Below are 19,269 nucleotides of genomic sequence, written 5' to 3'. Positions count from 1 at the left end.
TCGCCATCGGATTGAGTTATCGTTAATCATTAACCTATCGATTGTCGATAACAGAGGAGTCTCCGATGGCTGGTTCAGGCATGGCAATCCTGGCGATCTTCGCCGGGCTGGTGGTCTGGGGTCTGGTCCGGATGACCCGAAGCCTGGCGAATCCAGGGCCTCGCCTGGTCCGGTTCGTGGACATCGCCTGCCTGGTCGTCATCGTGTTCACGGTCATCGGTGCCGGCCTGACGATCGCCGGTTCGTTGAGTGGTGACTACACCACCGTCTCCGTGCCGCTCGTGGTTCGGACGCCCGACGTGATCGTGCCCGGTGTGGTGGTGGACAAGCCGCCGGCGACGATCCTCTCCGGCGGGGTCGATCAAGCCACCCTGGTACTCCGCGGACTCTCCTGGCAGGCCCGCCTGCCGCTCGCCGCAGGCACGGCCATCCAGGCGGCGGTCATCGTGTTGATCGCCTGGACGATGCGCCGGCTGGCTCGCAACCTGCGGTCGGGACAGCCGTTCACCGACCTCTCGCGCCCGCTGTTCCGCGTCGCGGCCATCCTGTTCGTGGGCACGCTGCTGTACGCGCTGGTCAACGCCATCGGCTCCGACCTGGCCGGGCAGGAGGCGCTCGCAATCCAAGGATGGGGCAGCGACGAAACCTCGCCGTGGCCGAAGACCGGGGTCACCCGTGACCAGTTGAGCTATCTCGGCTGGCCGGAGCCGGCGACATTCCGCATCATGTTCCCCTGGACGCCGTTCGCCGTCGCGCTCGGCCTGGCCGTGCTTGGGCTGGCCTTCCGGGCCGGGGAACGGATGCAGACCGACACCGCCGGTTTGGTCTGATGCCGCCCGAGGACGACGCGGGGCGCGTCCACTGCAGGTTGGACGAACTCCTCGCCGAGCGAGGCCTGACCCTCACCAGGCTCTCCGAGCTGGTCGGGATCAGCCTGGTCAACCTGTCGGTGCTGAAGAACGACCGGGCACGAGCGATCCGGTTCTCCACGCTCACCGCGATCTGCGACGCACTGGGGTGCGAGGTGGGTGAGTTGTTGACGATCCGACCGGACGCCCCGCTGCGGTGATGTCCAACGGTAGCGATGCAGCCCAGCGGCCCCACCAGCGCCGTCTCGGATCCGCACATCCGTCCGCCCTTCGAGAACGCGCTGGTCGCTCGTGAATCAGCGACCGATTCCGGGGTCGTCCAGCCTGGTCCCGCGAATCGGCCCGCAAATCGGTCGCCGATCGACGAGCGATCCGCCACATTCGATCAGCTGACCGCCAGCACCGACCAGGAGCGTGCGGTGACGGCTGCCTTGCCGCAGGACTCGGCCAGCTGCTCGGGGCAGTCCTGCAGGGCGAGCCGCAGCGTCCAGACCCGGCCGTCGCTGTGCCTGACCTCGACCGTGGAGTCACCGGAATCCACAGCGGCCAGCGCGGCCGGATCGGTCTCGCCGGTCAACTCACGGACGTGTGCCTCGGCCACCGCGCAGACCGGTGTCAGGTGGCCCCGTCCGCGGTCGTGCCAAGGTCCGAAGGTCGCCGGCGCCAGTCGTCCGGCGTCCGCGGCGTCCAGCGCCGCCCGCGCGACCTCGACGGTGAGCCGGGCCAGCGACTGACCGGACGGCAGCACGACGCCGGTGGGCGCGAACCGGTGTCCGCCGGTGTGGGTGCATTCCCAGACCCGGCCGGGATGCTCCCGCTCCAACTCGAGGGCGATCGGACGCCCGCGCTGGGCACAGCACAGGTCGCGTTTGGAGTTTCCGCAGACCAGCAACACGCCCTCGGCCAGGGGCGCCAGCCAATCCACCCGCCGCAGCACCTCGACCGCATCCGGGCCGGCCAGCTCACCCCAGGGCAGACTGAGCACCTCAGCAGGCTCACTGACCTGCCCGGCCAGCAACCAGGGACGTCCCGCCAAACCACCGGCCAGATAGACCTGCCGCGCCGATCGGTCGGCCTGCTCACCCCGGGCGATCGGACGCCGGATCAGCAGTGCTCGCCCGCCGGCAGCCAACGCCGCGGCCTCGATCGCGGCACCGATCGCCGGGTCCAGCCGGGACTGGGTGAACGCCTTCGCACCCCACGGTCCGGCCTGTTCGACGGCCACCCAGAACGCCGCTCGGGGCGCCGTGCCCCAGGCCGGAAGACCGGTGTCGTCCCAGATGACCGAGCAGGTCATCGCGGCATCCGCCGCCAGATCGCGCGGGGTACGAAGCGGGCGACGAAGCACAACACCCGCAGCTGCCAGGGGATCCAGACCTCGACCGGGCCGCCGTCCCGAATCCGTCTCACCACCGCCTCGGCAACCTGATCCGGGGTGGACGAGAACGGTGCCGGGCTCATGCCCTGCGTCATCCGTCCGATCACGAAGCCGGGACGGGCGATCACCAGGTCGACGCCGGAGCCGTGCAGGGCGTCCGCCATTCCGGACGCGAAACCGTCCAGACCCGCCTTGGCCGAGCCGTAGACGTAGTTGGGACGCCGCACCCGCTGCCCGGCCACCGACGAGAACGCCACCAGCGTGCCGGCGCCGCGAGCCCGCAGCCGGTCCGCCAGCACGGTCAGCAGCGACGCCTGCGCGGTGAAGTCGGTGTGCACGATGCGGACCACCTCGGCCGAGTCGGCCTCGGCCAGCTTCTGGTTGCCGAGGATGCCGAAGGTCAGCACCGCGATGTCGATCGGGCCGGTCTCGGCCTCGATCGCCTCGACCACGGACGCATGGGTGGCGACATCGTCGGCGTCGAAGCCCACGTGCAGTACCCGCTCGGCGCCTGCCACCTCGGGCTGCTCACCGCCGGGACGGGATGCCAGCACCACCGTGTTCCCGGCGGCCAGCCGGGCGGCGATCTCCAGACCGATCTCGGAACGTCCGCCGAAGATCGCGACGACGCTCACAGCGTTGCCCGCAGCGCCCGCAGGCGGGTCAGGCTCGACTCCCGGCCGAGCAGCTCCATCGACTCGAACAGCGGCGGCGACACCCGCGAACCGGTGATCGCCACCCGCACCGGGCCGAACGCGAACCGCGGCTTGAGCCCGAGCCCGTCCACCAGCGCCGCCCGCAAGGCCGCCTGGATCTCGTCCGCGGCGAATGGCTCCAGAGCTTCCAATGCCGCGATGGACGCGTCCAGCACGACACCGGCGTTCTCGCCCAGCTGCGCCCGTGCGTCGTCGGCGACCACCAGGTCGACGTCCGCGGTGAACAGGAACTCCAGCTTCGGCAACGCTTCGGAAAGCACCCCGAGCCGCTCCTGGATCAACGGCGTCGCACGCCGCAGCAGCTCCGCCTTCGCCAGGTCGATAGCCGTCCACTCACCGCTGAACCGCAGGTGCTCGACGATCCGGGCGGCGAGCTCGTCCGGCGCCAGCGCACGGATGTATTCGCCGTTCAGCCAGTTCAGCTTGGTCAGGTCGAAGATCGGGCCGACGGTGCTGACCTTGGCCCAGTCGAACGCCGCCACGAACTGCTCGAAGGTGGCCACCTCCGACTCCCCCACCGGCGGGTAGGCGAGCAACTGCAGGAAGTTGCGCAGCGCCTCCGGCAGGTAGCCCTGCTCGCGGAACCAGACCAGCCGAGCGGCCGGGTTCTTGCGCTTGGAGATCTTCGACTTGTCGGTGTTGCGCAGCAGCGGCATGTGCGCGAACGCCGGCGGCGTCAGCCCCAGGAACTGGTACAGCAGGATGTGCTTCGGGGTGGAACTGATCCATTCCTCACCGCGCACCACATGGGTGATGCCCATCAAGTGATCGTCGACCACCACCGCCAGGTGGTAGGTCGGGAAACCGTCCGCCTTGAGAATCACCTGGTCGTCCGGACGCGGCGCGTTCACCTCGCCACGGATCACGTCGGTGAAGCTCAGCGGCGCGTCGTCCGGGATCAGCATCCGCACCACTGGGGTCTCGGTGAAGCCGGGCAGCGCGGCCCGCTCGTCGCGGGTCTTGCCGTAGCAGAGCCGGTCGTAGCCGGTGACGGACGCCTTCGCGTCGTGCTGCTCGGCCCGCAACTCGGCCAGCCGCTGGGTCGAGCACCAGCAGTAATAGGCGTGACCGGACTCGATCAGCTGCTCGACGAACGGCCGATAGGTGTCCAGCCGCTGCGACTGCCGGTAGGGGGCGTAGGGTCCGCCGACGTCCGGCCCCTCGTCCCAGGGCAGGCCGAGCCAGCGCAGCGTATCGAAGATCTGCTGCTCGGAATCGGCGACGTAGCGGGCCCGGTCGGTGTCTTCGATCCGCAGCACGAACTGGCCGCCGGTGGCCTGCGCGTAGGCCTTGTTGAACAGGGACATGTAGGCGGTGCCGACGTGTGGGTCCCCGGTGGGCGAGGGCGCGACGCGCAGGCGAGCGGGAATCTGGGTCATAACCGGACCAGCCTAACGGGCGCGTCCGGAAGGCGACGAGGTGGTCCGGTGGATCTACGACGCCGCCTCCCCCCTCCATCCACGGCGCCCCCCAAACGCTCAGGCCTTCCGTTTGGCGGGGGCGAGCATCAGGCCACAGGCCAGCACGGTGACGAGGGTGATCGCGCCGGCCAGTGCCTTGACCACGGGCGGCACCTCGACGAAGAACGCCGGCATCGCCGAGATCGCGATCAGCATCGCGCAGCCGGCGGCGATCCTGGCCGCCAGCCGGCTGCCGCGCATCCAGGCGACGACCACTCCCACCACGACGACGACGGCGAGCACGGTGTCGGCGACCAGCACCTCGAATGGCGGGCCGACCTCGCCGTCCGGGGTCGGGAAGAACGCGCTGGCACCGTTGCCCAGTCCCAGGATCAGGGTCAGCACGAGCCCGACGCGGTTGGTCGTCGTCCAGGTCGGCGGGGTGCGGGTATTGGTGGTGGTGGACATCTGGAGAACCTCCGGTGTGCGAGAGCCGGCCCGATTGCCGACACCTCGATCATTCGGTCGCTTGGCGTCGATGCGGATCGGTTCTCCTTCCCTATCGTGGCCGACGATCCTCCTGTCCGATATGGGAGGTTGTTCCCGCTCCGACCCGGCCGCGGGGTGCCAGACTTCCGGTGTGGACCCGATCCGTGTGGTGCTGGTCGACGACCATCCGGTCGTCCGCCGTGGGCTGCGCTCGCTGCTGGAGTCGCTGCCCGGCTATACCGTCGTCGGCGAGGCGGCGGACGGCATCAGCGCGGTCCGCGAGGTGCAGTTGACCAGGCCGGACGTGGTGCTGATGGACATCCGGATGCCCGGCCTGGACGGCCTGGAGGCCACTCGTGCGGTCCTGTCCGCAGTGCCGGCCACGACGGTGCTCATGGTGACCATGCTCGACGAGGACGACGCCGTGTTCGCCGCGATGCGGGTGGGTGCCCGCGGCTACCTGCTCAAGGGCGCCGACCAGCAGGAGATCGACCGGGCCATCCGCGCAGTCGCTGCCGGTGAGGTGATCTTCAGCCCTGGCGTCGCCCAACGGGTGATCAGCCACTTCAGCAGTGCCGACGCTGCGGCGGCACCGTCAGAGGCGTTTCCCGAGCTCACACCGCGGGAACGCGAGGTGCTCGACCTGGTGGCCGCGGGACTCCGAAATGCCATGATCGCCGAGCGGCTCTTCCTGTCCCAGAAGACCGTCGCCAACCACCTGTCGTCGATCTTCGCCAAACTCTCGGTCGATGGCCGGCACCAGGCGATCATCCGGGCCCGCGACGAGGGACTCGGCCGGCCATGAACGTCGCGGTCCAGGTTGCCATCGCGCTGTGTGCGATCGCATGCCTGGCCACCGGCTGGGTGCTCTGGCGGGTTCATGCTGGCCGGGTGACGAGCCTTGCGACGGCGGCCTCCGGGGCGGTGCTGTTGACCGAGTTGGGGTTGCGCTCGGCCGGTATCGCTGTCGACCTGAGGGCGGTGGCCGGGTTGGCGCTCGGCCCGATCGCCCTGGCCGGCTATCCCCGATTCGCGGCCGGACGGTCTCGGCTGGTCGGCTGGACGGTCCTGCTGGTGGTCGCCGGCTGCGCCGCAGTCGCGCTGGCGCGCCCGGAATCGGCCGACGGGCTGGGCATCGTGATCGCCTTCGTGTTGATCGGTCATGCCTGGTGGGTGATCGAACGGGCCACGCCCGCCGATCGCTCCGCGGCGCAGTGGATGATCGCCGCGGTCGTGTTCGCTCTGCTTGCGGGCGGTCTGTTCGGCTTCGGCTACGGCACGGTCGCTCCCTCCAGTGATCGCGCCGCCGTCGAGGCGGTCGGGTACCTGCTGGCGCTGCTGATTCCGGTGGCGATGACGATCGGCGTGGTCGAACCCGAACTGGTAGACGTGCGCTGGCTGGTCACCACGATCACCGTGACCGTCGCGGTGGTCGTCTGTTTCCTGGCCGCCGCCTCGACCCTGGTCTTCGGTCTCGAGGCGCTCACCGGGCAGCCGTTCAGCACCTCCACCGTGCTGACCGTCTGCGCCCTGCTGGCCCTGGGTGTCGCCCCTGCGCGTCGCTGGCTGTATGGCTCCTTCGAGCGGATGCTGTTCGGCGGACGTCCCGATCCGATCGGCGCGTTGGCCTCGTTCGCCGGCCGGATCGGCAGCGACCTGGCCGACGCCCTGGACGCGATCCGTGAGGCCTTGGTGCTGCCCTTCGTTCGACTGGACGTGACCGGCCGGTCGCCGGTGATCAGCGGAACCGAGGTGCCCCACCTCAGCGAGTTCGCGCTCGATGTCGGCCCCGGCCGGACGGCGACCCTGGTCATCGGCCTACGACCCGGCGAGCGCACCTGGTCGCGGGCCGACCTGGGCGTGGTCAGCCTGGTCGCGCCTCTCGTCGCGAGCACCGTGCGCGCCCAACTGCTGGCCGAACAGGTGAGCGCGTCCCGAGGTGAGGCGGTGGCGGCCATCGAGGACGAACGCCGCAGGTTGCGGCGCGATCTCCACGACGGCGTGGGGCCGCTGCTGTCCGGCGTGGTGTTCACCGCCGATGCCGCCGGCAATCTGCTCGACCGCGACCCGGCCGCCGCCGCCGGACTGCTGGCGGACCTGCGAGCGGACGCCGCAGCGGCGATCGTCGAGGTGCGGCAACTGGTCGAGGGGCTCCGTCCGCCGGCACTGGACGAACTCGGCCTGATCGGGGCGCTGCGAACCTGGTGCAACGGCTTGCGCTCCGTCGGCGGCGTGCCCATCGCGGTCGAGTTCGAGGGCGAGCGTCAGGTCGCCGGACTGAGCGCGGCGGCCGAGGCCGCCGCCTACCGGATCGCGGTCGAGGCCCTGACCAATGTGGCCCGGCATTCGGGCGCTCAGCGGGCCACGCTCGGCTTTACCCGCACCGACGACGGGTGGCAGATGGAGGTACGCGACCCCGGCATCGGCGGCACCTGGACGCCCGGGGGTCGGGATGACCTCGATGCGCGAACGGGCCGAGGCCGTCGGCGGACGGCTGGTCGCCGGCGACGGTCTGGTCAGGCTGACGCTGCCCCGGTCCAGTCGCTGACCCCGGCCTGCCATGAGCTCGTTTGGCGAGGATCCGACCGCGGGGTGACGTCGCGTGCTGCGAACAGCTCACCGCCGGCTATCGCGGCCAGATCAGCCAGCCACCGACAACCAGGGCGGCCACCGTGAGCAGGAACAGCACGCCCGCCCAGACCGCGGCCGGCACGCGGGTCAAGCCGGCCAACTGGTCGGCATCGCTACCCCGCGCGCGGCCGGCGCGCCGAGCGCGTTGCAGGTCGATCACGCCGACCGGCCCGGCGAGCAGCAGGAACCAGGTGAATCCGTAGGCGGCCAGCGACTGAACGGGTTCAGCGCCCCACCAGGACACCGCGAAGACGGCCAGGCCAGCGACCAGCATCGAGTACAGCCCGTGGAAGTTGCGGATCTGCAGCAGCATCAGGCTGAGCAGCAGCAATGCCACCCACAGCACCGCCAGAGCATGCCGCTGCCACAACAGGCCGGCCGCGAGCAGCCCGAACAGCGCGGGCGCCAGGTAGCCTGCGATCAGAGTGAGGAGCATGCCGAAGCCCCGCGGTCGACCCTGGCTAAGAGTGACGCCAGACGAGTCGGAATGGAGCCTGATTCCGCGCAACCGGCGTCCGGTCAGCACGGCCGCGGTCGCGTGGCCGCCCTCGTGCACGATGGTGACCAGGTGGCGCAGAATCCGCCATGCCGGGCGGAACGCCACCGCGGCGACGACCGCCAGCGCCGTCCACCAGATCGCCGCCGACGAGGGTGGCTGCTGAACGCCGGTCAGCCCCTCCCACAGCCGCTCCAGCAGGGTCATGCCGGGGGCTGTGCTGGGCTGGTCACGGCGCCCAGTCTAGAAGGGGGCTCGTCATGGACCGCCGGGACCGCCGCCGAAGCCACCGGGGCCGCCACCGAAGCCACCCGGACCGCCGAAACCCTGCCCACCGAAGCCGAAGCCGTGCGGCGGACCACCGAACCAGCCGTGCCCGAAGCCGAACAGTCCGCCCGGACGGCCGAACAGCAGGTTGAACACGGCCGAGCCGGCGAACCCGGCGGCCAGCGAGGTCAGCACGGTGCGCCCGCTGCCCTGGCCGCCGAACAGCCGGTCCAACGCCCCCGGCTGCCTCACCTCCAATCGGGTCGCCGAACGCGCGAGCGCGGCCGGCGAATCATCCGAGGGCACCTCGTCGGTGGTGGCCAGCGCCCGCAACACCTCCCGCCGCTCGTCGGGCGAGAGATTCGCGAACGCCTCCGCGTGGGCCTGCTCGATCTGGTCCGGGGACGCCGTCCGCAACAGGTAGCGGTAGCGCTCGACGGCGTCCGTGCCGGTGGCCGGGTAGTTCTGGTAGTTGGTGCTCATCGTGTCCTCCTGCATCCACGAAAACGCTCGGCTCTGTGGGTCGGCTGTGAGGCGACCCGGCTTGCGGCTATGAATCCCGATGCCCGGTCTCGCCGACCTCGTCCGGCCGGTACGCCGGGCGTCCGATTGATAGGTTTACGGCCATGACCGAGCCTGTTGCCGCCAACGATTTCATCCGCGACATCGTCCGGCGGGACAACCAGCAGGGCGTCTACGGCGGACGCGTCCAGACTCGGTTCCCGCCCGAGCCGAACGGCTACCTGCACATCGGTCACGCCAAGGCGATCGTGGTCGACTTCGGCGTCGCCGAGGACTTCCACGGGGTCTGCAATCTGCGGCTGGACGACACCAACCCCGACACCGAGGAGGCCGAGTACGTCGACTCGATCGTCGCCGACATCGAATGGCTGGGATACACGCCGACCAGCGTGCTGCACGCGTCCGACTACTTCGAACAGCTGTACCAGTGGGCCGAATACCTGGTCGAGCAGGGCAAGGCTTACGTCGACGACTCCGACATCGAGACCATCTCGGCGCAGCGCGGCGGCTTCGGCAAGCCCGGCATCGAGAGCGCATACCGCGATCGCAGCGTCGAAGACAACCTCGACCTGCTGCGCCGGATGCGGGCCGGCGAGTTCCCGGACGGCTCCCGTGTGCTGCGCGCCAAGATCGACATGCAGCACGAGAACATGCAGCTGCGCGACCCGGTGATGTACCGCATCCGACACGCGAACCATCACCGCACCGGCGACAGCTGGGACATCTATCCCACCTACGACTGGGCGCACGGCCAGTCGGACGCCATCGAGGGCGTCACACACTCGATCTGCACCCTGGAGTTCGACACCCATCGGGCGCTCTACGACTGGTACCTGGAGCAGCTGCCGCTGCCGTCCGATCAGCCCAAACAGATCGAATTCGCCCGACTCGAGTTCACCCACACCGTGACCAGCAAGCGCCGGTTGAAGACCCTGGTCGACACCGGCGTCGTGGACGGCTGGGACGACCCGCGGATGCCCACCCTGCGTGCGCTGCGCCGGCGCGGCTACCCGGCGTCGGCGATCCGGACGTTCTGCCGCGACATCGGCACCACCCGGACCAACAGCCGGCAGTCGATCGAGGCGCTGGAGTCGTATGTGCGGCGCGATTTGAACGCGACCGCGCAGCGCCGGATGGCGGTGCTGAAGCCGTTGAAGCTGGTGCTGACCAACTGGCCCGAGGGGCAGGTGGACCATTTCGAGGTCGCCAACAATCCGGAGAACCCGGCGGACGGCGTCCGGGAGGTCGCGTTCAGCGGGGAGCTGTGGATCGAGGCCGACGATTTCGCCGAGGTGCCGCCGCCGAAGTTCTTCCGGCTCTCCCCCGGACGCGAGGTGCGGCTCCGCGGCGCCTACCTGATCACCGCCACCGACGTGGTCTCCGACGCCGACGGCACCGTGATCCAGGTCAACGCGACCTACGACCCCGACACCCGCGGCGGCAACGCGCCGGACGGCCGCAAGGTGAAGTCGACCATGCACTGGGTGTCCGCCGGGCACGCCGTGCCAGGCACGGTCGCGCTCTACGACCGGCTGTTCTCGGCGTCCGTGCCCGGCGAGCGGACCGGTGAACCGCTGGACGACCTGAACCCGGCGTCCCGCGAACTGCTCGCCGACTGCCAGCTGGAGGCCGCCCTGACGCAGACCGAACCGGGCGCGGTGGTGCAGTTCGAGCGACTCGGCTACTTCGCCCACGACTCCGAACAGCCGCTGCTGTTCCACCGCACGGTCGGCCTGCGCGACGAATGGGCGGCGATCCAGAGACGACAGGCATCCCGGTGAGAGACCGCCTGACGCCGCTCACCATCCCGTCCCGCAAGGGACGCCTGGCGATCGTCACCGGCGCCAGCAGCGGCATCGGCAAGGCCACCGCCCGTGCGTTGGGCCTGGCCGGCGCGGACGTCGTGCTCGCCGTCCGGGACGTCGCCAAGGGCGAGGCGGTCGCCCAAGAACTGCGCGCCGAACACCCCGAAGGCACCCACAGCGTGGCCGCGCTGGACACCTCCGACCTCTCCTCGGTCGCCGCGTTCGCGGATCGCTTCGCCGAACGCCGGGTCGACATCCTGGTCCTCAACGCCGGCATCGGCGGCACCCGGAAGCGCGAAGAGAGCGTGGACGGCCACGAACTGGTGATGGCCACCAACTACCTGGGGCATTTCGCGTTGACCGCACGGCTGCTGGAGCCGCTGCGCCGCGCCAGCCGCGGACGCGTCGTCGCCCTCGGCTCGCTGGTGGCCAAGCACGGCCACCTCCAGCCCGCCGACCTCGACCTGCGCAACCGCTGGTCATCCCGGCGCGCCTACGCGAACAGCAAGCTCGCCATGGTGATGTTCGCCCGCGAACTCCAGCGCCACAGTACCGCCGGCGACTGGGGCCTGAACGCGCACGCCGCGCATCCCGGCTGGGCGATGAGCGAACTGTTCCCACACGGGCCGACGCAACGGCTCGGCATCATCCTCGCCGGCCTCACCCGGACGATCCAATCCCCCGCGGACGGCGCCCAACCGGTGGTGTTCTGCGCCGCCAGCCGGCAAGCCGCCGCCGGCGGCTACTACGGTCCGATCGGCCTGTTCGGCACATCCGGTCCAGTTGGCAAGGCGCCCCTGCCCCGTCCGGCCCGCTCCGCCAAGGCCCTCACCGCGCTCTGGGACGCCACCGAAGAACTCACCGGAGTCGCCTTCGACCGGGGCTGAGCGTGCCGTTGGTCGAGCGTGTCGAGACCCCTCACGCATTGACACCTAGACAACCTATGCCTAGTCTTTCTGGGCATGAAGGGCGATGCGCTCAAGGGGCACCTTGATTTCCTGATTTTGTCGGTCCTGGCCGACAACCCGCTGCACGGCTACGCGATCATCGACGAACTGCGCAGCCGCAGCGACGCGATCATCGACGTCCCCGAGGGCACCCTGTACCCGGCGCTGCACCGGCTGGAGAAGGCCGGCCTGATCACGGCCAGCTGGAGCGAGGTCAAGGGACGCCGACGCAAATCCTACCGGCTCACCCAGAACGGCACCCGGCAACTGGCCGACGAGCATCGCGCCTGGACCAGCTTCGCCGCCGCGGTGGCATCGATCACCGGGAACCGGCGATGACCGACCCGATCGCCGACTACTGCCGCGTGGTGCGCCGCGGACTCGTCGGCGTGACCGATGTCGACGAGGTGGTCGCCGAGGTCGAGGACCATCTTCGCGAGACCGCGGACGCCCTGGCTGCGTCCGGATCGACACCGGACGACGCGGCCCTCGAGGCGGTTCGCCGCTTCGGTGCGCCGGGAGCCGTCGTCGGCGGGCTGCGCGCCCAGCACGGATACCCGCGAGGCCGCGATCCCGCGCCGGTGTCCCGGTCGATATTCACCCTTGCCGCTGGGCTGTTGATGCTGGCGGCCGGCGCGGCCGCGGTGGCGATCTACCTGCACTGGCTGCCCTGTGGCGGCGACGCGATCACCACCGACACCATCCAGGACGCCTGCCTGACCCGGATGGATACTTCCTGGGCGTTCCCCTTCGCACCCGAGGCTGGGGAACGGAGCCCGGCCGCCGACCTGTTCCGCCTCGCCGGGCTCCTGCTGTTGGTCCTGACCGGGGCGACACTCGGCCTCGGTCAGCCCTGGTGTCGGCGGGTGCGCTGGGCCATCCTCGCACCCGTCCTGCCCATCCTGGCGATGGCCGCCGACACCGTCTGGCTAATCCTCGACCCGTCCACCGACCCGCATTTGGGGATTGCGGCCGCACTGCCCCTGGACGTACTCATCGGCGTAGGACTGGCCGCCGTCGCCACCGTGATCGCTCCGCTCGATGAGGGCTCCGGCGGATGGGTACGCAATATGCCTGGTCAAGCGCCCATCAGCTACACCGCCGCCCAGTGGCGCGCCGCCCTGCTGCTGCTCGGAATGTCCGCACCGAGCTTCACCCATGCCGTCGCGGAGTACATGGTGATGATCGGCCTCAGTGACCTGAACTGGGACACCCCACCCGGAACCGGCTACCTGACCGCCGGATGGATCGCAGCCTGCGCGATCGTCAGCCTGCTGGTCGGACTCTTCGCCCGTCCCCCGGTGACCCTCGACGAATACGCCGCGCAGGCGCGTGCAGAACCCGCCGAACTCGCGATCCCCGGAGGTGCCCAATGAGCGATCCGATCGAGGAATACCGCACCGACCTGCGCCGACAGCTCACCGGGGTTCCCGGCGCGGACGATGTGGTCGCCGAACTCGGCGACCACCTGCGAGAGTCCAGCGAAGTCCTCACCGGGCGCGGCATGGACGCCGAACGCGCCGACGCGGTGGCGATCGGACGGCTGGGCGACACTCGCACCGTCGCCCGGAGCATCCGGGCCGCACGGGGCTGGCTGCGTGGGAGCGACCTGGTGACCGTGGCGCGTCGTCCCTTCCTGGTCACCGAGGTGCTGCTGATCCTGGCGGCCCTGGCCTATGCCGTGGCCACCCTGCTGCACGATCTACCGTGCGATCATGCAGGAGACAGCATGGACGACGGCGCCCTTCACGAGTGCCTCGGCCGCTGGGAAGACTGGGAACTGGCCCCCTTCTTCCCGCCTCTGCCGCTCGGCCTGGCCGGCATGAACACCGCGCCGGCGACCCTGCTGTTCCTGGTCGCCGCCATCGTGATGGCAGTCGCCGTCGCGCAGTTCGCCCTGCGCCAGCCCTGGCTCCGCACGACCCGTGGTTGGGCGCTGCTCAGCGGAGCCCTCACCGTGGGCACCGGTCTGGCCGCCACCATCCAGCCGCTGAACCCAGCATCCAGGGTCGGGTGGAGCATGGCCGCCGCACTGCTCGTCGACGTCGCCCTGCTGTGTGCGATCGCCCTGCTCTGGACCTCCGGGCTGGAGCCTGCGCGCATCGGCCGCTCGGCGACGCCATCCGAGCACGACCTGACGATGACCTACACCCGCTACCGACTGCGTGCCTCACTGATCCTGCTGGCCTCCGCCGGCTGCGGCATCCACTTCCTGCAACAGGTCACCCTGGCCCCGGTCGCGATGGTGACCGCCGAACTCAGGCACACCTTCGGCGACCCCAGCTGGACGCTCCCCACCCCCTTGCTCGGCCAGCTGCACACCCTTCTGGTCGTGCTCCCGGTACTCGTCAGCATGATCCTCGGCCGGCGAACCCGACATCCGGCGCCTCCGCTCACTCCGGCGCCGGATCAGGAGGCCGTCCGGCTGGCCTGACCAGCCGCGCCCGCTCAGGGTGAGACACAAAGGTGGCCGGGGAGAATCTCCCCGGCCACCTTGCGGTGCGGTACTGAGCGACGGTCCAGCTCAGGCCCGACCGCAGCTCATCAGACCCGGTCGGCGGACGCCAGACGCGCGGCTTGCCGAGCGAGCCGAACGCCCACCCCATCAGCAGGAAGATGACGCCGAGCCCGATCACCAGCAGCGAGACGCCGTAGGCGAGCACCGAGGTGAACAGCGACGCCCGCAAGAAGGACGCGTTCATCATGGTGTTGCGGGTGTTGGTCAGCTCCTGGACCTTCGCGTTGTCGCCGGCGTTCTTGGCCTCGGTGATCATCCCGCCGAGCTCGGCGTAGGTCTTGCCGCCGCTGCTGGTCAGGGCGTGGTGATTGATGATCTCGGCCTGCGCGTAGGCGCTGATCGGATCCTGCACCTTGGCGCCGGGCACCAGCGGCGAGTCCTTGGGGACGGTGATGTTCTCCGCGGAGAGCTGTGTGGTCACCACGGCCCAGGTGGTGACTCCGCCACCAATGGCGACCAGGCCGAAGATGATGCAGATGATGGCAACCAGACGAGCTGGGCCGGAGGCTTTCGTCATGCTGGAACTCCTGTTCTGAAGTGCTGCCCGAAGGATGTGACCGGCGCCGTCGACAGCATTGCCTGATCACTGATCGATCATCTACGACATATTGTAGTAGATGTTGGCGGCCTCGTCACATCGATTGCCTGAGGCGTCCGAACAAGCAGAAACCCCCCGCCCCGAGGGGCGAGGGGTCCTGCGGAAGCCGTCAGATCACTTGAGGATCTTGGTGACGCGGCCGGCGCCGACGGTGCGGCCACCCTCACGGATGGCGAACTTCAGGCCGTCCTCCATGGCGATCGGCTTGTTCAGGTGCACGGTCATGTCGGTGTTGTCGCCGGGCATCACCATGTCGGTGCCCTCGGGCAGCTGAACCACGCCGGTCACGTCGGTGGTGCGGAAGTAGAACTGCGGGCTGTAGTTGGAGAAGAACGGCTTGTGACGGCCACCCTCTTCCTTGGTCAGCACGTAGACGTTGGACTCGAAGTCGGTGTGCGGGGTGGTCGAACCCGGCTTGATCACGACCATGCCGCGCTCGACGTCGTCCTTCTTGGTGCCGCGCAGCAGCAGGCCGACGTTCTCGCCCGCGCGACCCTCGTCGAGGATCTTGCGGAACATCTCCACACCGGTGATGGTGGTGGTCTGCTTCTTCTCGGCGATGCCGATGATGTCGACGGTCTCGCCGGTCTTGACGATGCCGCGCTCGATCCGGCCGGTCACCACGGTGCCACGACCGGTGATGGTGAAGACATCCTCGATCGGCATCAGGAACGGCTTGTCGGTCTCGCGCTCGGGCTGCGGGATGTACTCGTCCACGGCGTTCATCAGCTCGATGATCGACTCGGCCCACTTCTCGTCGCCCTGCATGGCCGGGAAGGCGGCCACCCGGACCACGGGAGCGTTGTCGCCGTCGAACTCCTGAGCGTCCAGCAGCTCGCGGACCTCCATCTCGACGAGCTCGATGAGCTCTTCGTCGTCGACCATGTCGCACTTGTTCAGCGCGACCACGATCGCCGGGACGCCGACCTGACGGGCCAGCAGCACGTGCTCGCGGGTCTGCGGCATCGGGCCGTCGGTGGCGGCCACGACCAGGATCGCGCCGTCCATCTGGGCGGCACCGGTGATCATGTTCTTCACGTAGTCAGCGTGACCCGGGCAGTCCACGTGAGCGTAGTGACGAGCCTCGGTCTGGTACTCGACGTGGGCGATCGAGATGGTGATGCCGCGCTGCCGCTCTTCCGGCGCCTTGTCGATCTGATCGAAGGCCGAAACCGCGTTCAGCTCGGGGTACTTGTCGTGCAGCACCTTGGTGATCGCCGCGGTCAGAGTGGTCTTGCCGTGGTCGATGTGCCCGATGGTGCCGATGTTGCAGTGCGGCTTGGTCCGCTCGAACTTGGCCTTTGCCACTGAGGCTCCTTCTGGATGTCGCCACGCGCGGTTCGCGCGGCGTCGTATGGGTTGGGTGTATGTCCCTGGTCACTGTCCCCGCCCCCTGGGCGCGGACCCACCAAGTCTTGTCTACGGTCGCGGGAGAGTCAAACTCAGGCCCCGCCGCGACCCTTCGCAATGATCTCGTCGGCCACCGTCTTCGGAGTCTCGCCGTACTGGCTGAACTCCATCGAGTAAGACGCCTGACCGGAGGTCTTGGAGCGCAGGTCGCCGACGTAGCCGAACATCTCACTCAGCGGCACCAGCGCGCGGACGACCTGGTTGCCGTGCAGCTCCTCCATGCCCTGGACCTGGCCGCGCCGGCTGTTGATGTCGCCGATGACGGTGCCCAGGTACTCGTCCGGGGTGGTCACCTCGACGGCCATCAGCGGCTCCAGCAGGGCCGGGTCGGCCTTCCGGGCGGCCTCCTTGAAGACCATCGAACCGGCGATCTTGAAGGCGAGCTCCGAGGAGTCGACGTCGTGGTAGGCGCCGTCCACCAGGGTGACCTTGATGTCCTCGACCGGGTAGCCGGCCAGCGGACCGAACGCCATCGCTTCCTGAATGCCCTTGTCGACAGCCGGAATGTACTCGCGCGGGACGCGTCCGCCGGTGATGCCGTTCTCGAACGCGTAGCCGGCGCCGGCCTCCTGCGGCTCGAGGTTGATCAACACCTTGGCGTACTGACCCGAGCCACCGGACTGCTTCTTGTGGGTGTACTCGATCTTCTCGACCGCACGCCGCAGCGTCTCGCGGTAGGCCACCTGCGGCTTGCCGATGTTGGCCTCGACCCGGAACTCGCGCTTCATCCGGTCGATCAGGATCTCCAGGTGCAGCTCGCCCATGCCGGCGATGATGGTCTGCCCGGTCTCCTCGTCGGTGTGGACGCGGAAGGTCGGATCCTCCTCGGCCAGCCGCTGGATGGCGACCGACAGCTTCTCCTGGTCGGACTTCGACTTGGGCTCGATGGCCTGCTCGATGACCGGGTTCGGGAAGTCCATCGACTCCAGCACGACCGGGTTCTGCGGATCGCACAGGGTGTCGCCGGTGGTGGTGTCCTTCAGACCCATCACCGCGACGATCATGCCCGCGCCGACCGACTCGATCTCTTCACGCTTGTTGGCGTGCATCTGGTAGATCTTGCCGATCCGCTCCTTCTTGCCCTTGGTGCTGTTCAGCACCTGCGTGCCGGCCTTCAGCACGCCGGAGTAGATCCGGACGAAGGTCAGCTTCCCCAGGTGAGGGTCGGCGGCGATCTTGAAGGCGAGCACGCTCAGCGGGTCGTCGTTGGACGGATGCCGCTCGATCTTGGTCTCTTCGTCGCCCGGCTTGAAGCCGTCGATGGCCGGCACGTCCAGCGGGGACGGCAGGTAGTCGACGACGGCGTCCAGCATCGGCTGCACACCCTTGTTCTTGAACGAGGTGCCGCAGATCACCGCGGTGATCTTGTTGGCGATCACGGCGCGGCGGATCGCCGGCTTGATCTGCTCCGCGGTCAGCTCCTCGCCGGTCTCCTCGGCCTCGAGCCACAGCTCGGCGAACTCGTCGTCGTGGTCGGCGAGCACCTGGATGAGCTCCTCGCGCGCCGTCGCGGCGGCGTCGGCCAGGTCGGCCGGGATCTCCTCGACCTCGTAGTCCTCACCGATCTTGGTCTCGCCGCGCCAGGTCAGCGCGCGCTGGCCGACCAGGTCGACGACGCCGATGAAGTTGGCCTCGGCGCCGATCGGCAGCTGCAGCACGGCCGCGGTGGCGTTCAGCCGCTCGCGGATCGTCTTCACGCAGAAGTCGAAGGACGCACCCGTCCGGTCGAGCTTGTTGACGTAGCAGATCCGGGGGACGCCGTACTTGGTGGCCTGCCGCCACACCGTCTGGGACTGCGGCTCGACACCCGCGACGCCGTCGAACACGGCGACAGCGCCGTCCAGCACGCGCAGCGAACGCTCCACCTCGACGGTGAAGTCGACGTGCCCAGGGGTGTCGATGATGTTGATCTGGTGCTCTTTCCAGAAACAGGTCGTCGCGGCCGACGTGATGGTGATGCCGCGCTCCTGCTCCTGCTCCATCCAGTCCATCGTGGCGGCGCCGTCGTGCACCTCACCGATCTTGTAGGTGATGCCGGTGTAGAACAGGATGCGCTCGGTGGTGGTGGTCTTGCCCGCGTCGATGTGGGCCATGATGCCGATGTTGCGCACCTTGGCCAGGTCGGTGTTCACGTTGATGGCCACGTTTGTGACTTCCTCGATCTCTGGTTCTGTGTTGTGGGCGGGCAGGCGAGAAGCTCTCCCCCCGGAACGGATTCGTCCGCGGGGCGGAGAGCCTCAGATCACCAGCGGTAGTGGGCGAAGGCGCGGTTGGCCTCGGCCATCTTGTGCGTGTCTTCGCGACGCTTCACGGAGGCGCCGAGGCCATTGGAGGCGTCCAGCAGCTCGTTCATCAGCCGCTCGGTCATGGTCTTCTCGCGACGGGCGCGGGAGAAGCTGACCAGCCAGCGCATCGCCAGCGTGGTGGCGCGGCCGGGCTTCACCTCGACGGGCACCTGGTAGGTGGCGCCACCGACGCGGCGGCTCTTCACCTCGACGGCAGGGCGAATGTTGTCCAGGGCCTTCTTGAGGGTCTGCACGGGGTCAACGCCGGTCTTGGCCCGGGTGCCCTCAAGAGCGGAGTAGACGATGTTCTGCGCGACGGTCTTCTTGCCGTCGAGCAGGATCTTGCTGACCAGCTGGGAGACCAGCGGCGAGCCGTAGACCGGGTCGACGACGACCGGGCGCTTCGGTGCGGGGCCCTTGCGCGGCATTACTTCTCCTTCTTCGCGCCGTAACGGCTGCGAGCCTGCTTGCGGTTCTTGACACCCTGGGTGTCGAGCGAGCCGCGGATGATCTTGTAGCGGACGCCGGGCAGGTCCTTCACCCGGCCGCCGCGCACCAGCACCATCGAGTGCTCCTGCAAGTTGTGCCCGACACCCGGGATGTACGCGGTCACCTCGACACCGGAGGAGAGCCGGACGCGGGCGACCTTGCGGAGCGCTGAGTTCGGCTTCTTCGGGGTGGTGGTGTACACACGCGTGCACACGCCACGGCGCTGCGGGGAGCCCTTGAGCGCGGGCGTCTTGTTCTTGCTGACCTTGTCAGTGCGGCCCTTGCGGACCAACTGCTGGATGGTGGGCACCGGCTGGTATCACTTTCCGTCGTGGTTGAAGGCACGTCCTGGCGAACGTGATTCGCTGTGGGGTGTCACGTCGCCGGACGATCTGCCGTCGCGACGGGCACACACGATGGTTCGGTCGCCCGAACACAACCACCGAGGT

20 protein-coding genes are annotated in these 19,269 nt (G+C 69.0%); 9 read left to right on the top strand and 11 right to left on the bottom strand.

The window, feature by feature from the left end:
* Window positions 1-65 precede the first annotated feature (65 nt).
* A complete protein-coding gene (locus QM619_RS06265) occupies window positions 66-830 on the top strand; it encodes a hypothetical protein (protein ID WP_415105521.1) in 765 nt (254 codons plus the stop codon).
* On the top strand, window positions 830-1,069 hold the full coding sequence (locus QM619_RS06260) for a helix-turn-helix domain-containing protein (protein ID WP_415105518.1): 240 nt from the start codon (window positions 830-832) through the stop codon (window positions 1,067-1,069). Before QM619_RS06265 ends, QM619_RS06260 begins: the two co-directional genes overlap by 1 nt.
* Before the next feature lie 185 nt (window positions 1,070-1,254).
* Here the strand turns inward: QM619_RS06260 and QM619_RS06255 are convergent, their stop codons facing one another.
* The 4 genes from QM619_RS06255 to QM619_RS06240 all read right to left on the bottom strand — a co-directional run bounded on the left by QM619_RS06255 (window position 1,255) and on the right by QM619_RS06240 (window position 4,831).
* Window positions 1,255-2,166: a sucrase ferredoxin gene (locus QM619_RS06255; RefSeq protein ID WP_415105515.1), complete on the bottom strand. Its 912-nt coding sequence runs from the start codon at window positions 2,164-2,166 to the stop codon at window positions 1,255-1,257.
* Window positions 2,163-2,882, bottom strand: a complete 720-nt coding sequence (locus QM619_RS06250) for an SDR family NAD(P)-dependent oxidoreductase (RefSeq protein ID WP_415105512.1) — start codon at window positions 2,880-2,882, stop codon at window positions 2,163-2,165. The genes QM619_RS06255 and QM619_RS06250 overlap by 4 nt, the downstream gene beginning before the upstream one ends.
* A complete protein-coding gene (gene gltX / locus QM619_RS06245; protein WP_415105571.1) occupies window positions 2,879-4,270 on the bottom strand; it encodes a glutamate--tRNA ligase in 1,392 nt (463 codons plus the stop codon). The genes QM619_RS06250 and gltX overlap by 4 nt, the downstream gene beginning before the upstream one ends.
* A gap of 171 nt (window positions 4,271-4,441) precedes the next feature.
* A complete protein-coding gene (locus QM619_RS06240; protein ID WP_415105509.1) occupies window positions 4,442-4,831 on the bottom strand; it encodes a hypothetical protein in 390 nt (129 codons plus the stop codon).
* A 172-nt stretch (window positions 4,832-5,003) separates the two neighbouring features.
* Between QM619_RS06240 and QM619_RS06235 the strand changes: the two genes are divergently transcribed.
* Window positions 5,004-5,657 (top strand): response regulator, encoded by a 654-nt coding sequence (locus QM619_RS06235; protein ID WP_415105506.1) that lies wholly within the window; start codon window positions 5,004-5,006, stop codon window positions 5,655-5,657.
* A gap of 86 nt (window positions 5,658-5,743) precedes the next feature.
* Window positions 5,744-7,528, top strand: coding sequence for a sensor histidine kinase (locus tag QM619_RS06230; RefSeq protein WP_415105503.1), 1,785 nt, complete (start codon window positions 5,744-5,746; stop codon window positions 7,526-7,528).
* Here the strand turns inward: QM619_RS06230 and QM619_RS06225 are convergent.
* Both QM619_RS06225 and QM619_RS06220 read right to left on the bottom strand, forming a co-directional pair.
* Window positions 7,479-8,186, bottom strand: coding sequence for a M50 family metallopeptidase (locus QM619_RS06225; RefSeq protein ID WP_415105500.1), 708 nt, complete (start codon window positions 8,184-8,186; stop codon window positions 7,479-7,481). The genes QM619_RS06230 and QM619_RS06225 overlap by 50 nt on opposite strands.
* Before the next feature lie 51 nt (window positions 8,187-8,237).
* A complete protein-coding gene (locus QM619_RS06220; RefSeq protein WP_415105497.1) occupies window positions 8,238-8,729 on the bottom strand; it encodes a hypothetical protein in 492 nt (163 codons plus the stop codon).
* A gap of 143 nt (window positions 8,730-8,872) precedes the next feature.
* On the opposite strand from QM619_RS06220, the gene QM619_RS06215 reads away from it, so the two are divergent.
* The 5 genes from QM619_RS06215 to QM619_RS06195 all read left to right on the top strand — a co-directional run bounded on the left by QM619_RS06215 (window position 8,873) and on the right by QM619_RS06195 (window position 13,954).
* Entirely contained in the window at window positions 8,873-10,549 is a 1,677-nt protein-coding gene (locus tag QM619_RS06215) for a glutamine--tRNA ligase/YqeY domain fusion protein (protein WP_415105495.1), read from the top strand.
* Entirely contained in the window at window positions 10,546-11,460 is a 915-nt protein-coding gene (locus QM619_RS06210) for an SDR family NAD(P)-dependent oxidoreductase (RefSeq protein WP_415105492.1), read from the top strand. Before QM619_RS06215 ends, QM619_RS06210 begins: the two co-directional genes overlap by 4 nt.
* Before the next feature lie 75 nt (window positions 11,461-11,535).
* On the top strand, window positions 11,536-11,859 hold the full coding sequence (locus QM619_RS06205; protein WP_415105489.1) for a PadR family transcriptional regulator: 324 nt from the start codon (window positions 11,536-11,538) through the stop codon (window positions 11,857-11,859).
* Window positions 11,856-12,896, top strand: coding sequence for a permease prefix domain 1-containing protein (locus QM619_RS06200; RefSeq protein WP_415105486.1), 1,041 nt, complete (start codon window positions 11,856-11,858; stop codon window positions 12,894-12,896). The genes QM619_RS06205 and QM619_RS06200 overlap by 4 nt, the downstream gene beginning before the upstream one ends.
* Window positions 12,893-13,954 carry a hypothetical protein gene (locus QM619_RS06195; protein ID WP_415105483.1) on the top strand — a complete coding sequence of 354 codons (1,062 nt, stop codon included), beginning with the start codon at window positions 12,893-12,895 and terminating at the stop codon, window positions 13,952-13,954. Before QM619_RS06200 ends, QM619_RS06195 begins: the two co-directional genes overlap by 4 nt.
* On the opposite strand, the gene QM619_RS06190 is transcribed toward QM619_RS06195, so the two are convergent.
* The 5 genes from QM619_RS06190 to rpsL form a co-directional block, all read right to left on the bottom strand.
* Entirely contained in the window at window positions 13,914-14,555 is a 642-nt protein-coding gene (locus QM619_RS06190; protein ID WP_415105480.1) for a hypothetical protein, read from the bottom strand. The two genes, QM619_RS06195 and QM619_RS06190, sit on opposite strands and share 41 nt — an antisense overlap.
* Window positions 14,556-14,750: 195 nt before the next feature.
* Complete coding sequence (tuf, locus tag QM619_RS06185; protein WP_415105477.1) at window positions 14,751-15,944, bottom strand: elongation factor Tu; 1,194 nt, start codon at window positions 15,942-15,944, stop codon at window positions 14,751-14,753.
* 134 nt (window positions 15,945-16,078) lie between these two features.
* A complete protein-coding gene (gene fusA, locus QM619_RS06180; protein WP_415105474.1) occupies window positions 16,079-18,190 on the bottom strand; it encodes an elongation factor G in 2,112 nt (703 codons plus the stop codon).
* Between the two features lie 98 nt (window positions 18,191-18,288).
* On the bottom strand, window positions 18,289-18,759 hold the full coding sequence (gene rpsG / locus QM619_RS06175) for a 30S ribosomal protein S7 (RefSeq protein ID WP_415105470.1): 471 nt from the start codon (window positions 18,757-18,759) through the stop codon (window positions 18,289-18,291).
* Window positions 18,759-19,130, bottom strand: coding sequence for a 30S ribosomal protein S12 (rpsL, locus tag QM619_RS06170; RefSeq protein WP_020488528.1), 372 nt, complete (start codon window positions 19,128-19,130; stop codon window positions 18,759-18,761). Before rpsL ends, rpsG begins: the two co-directional genes overlap by 1 nt.
* Between the last annotated feature and the right edge of the window lie 139 nt (window positions 19,131-19,269).

Source organism: Micropruina sp., assembly GCF_047606665.1.
Classification (GTDB): domain Bacteria; phylum Actinomycetota; class Actinomycetes; order Propionibacteriales; family Propionibacteriaceae; genus Micropruina.
The sequence above is the reverse complement of the archived record's forward strand: the minus strand, read 5'-3'. Positions and strand labels throughout refer to the sequence as shown.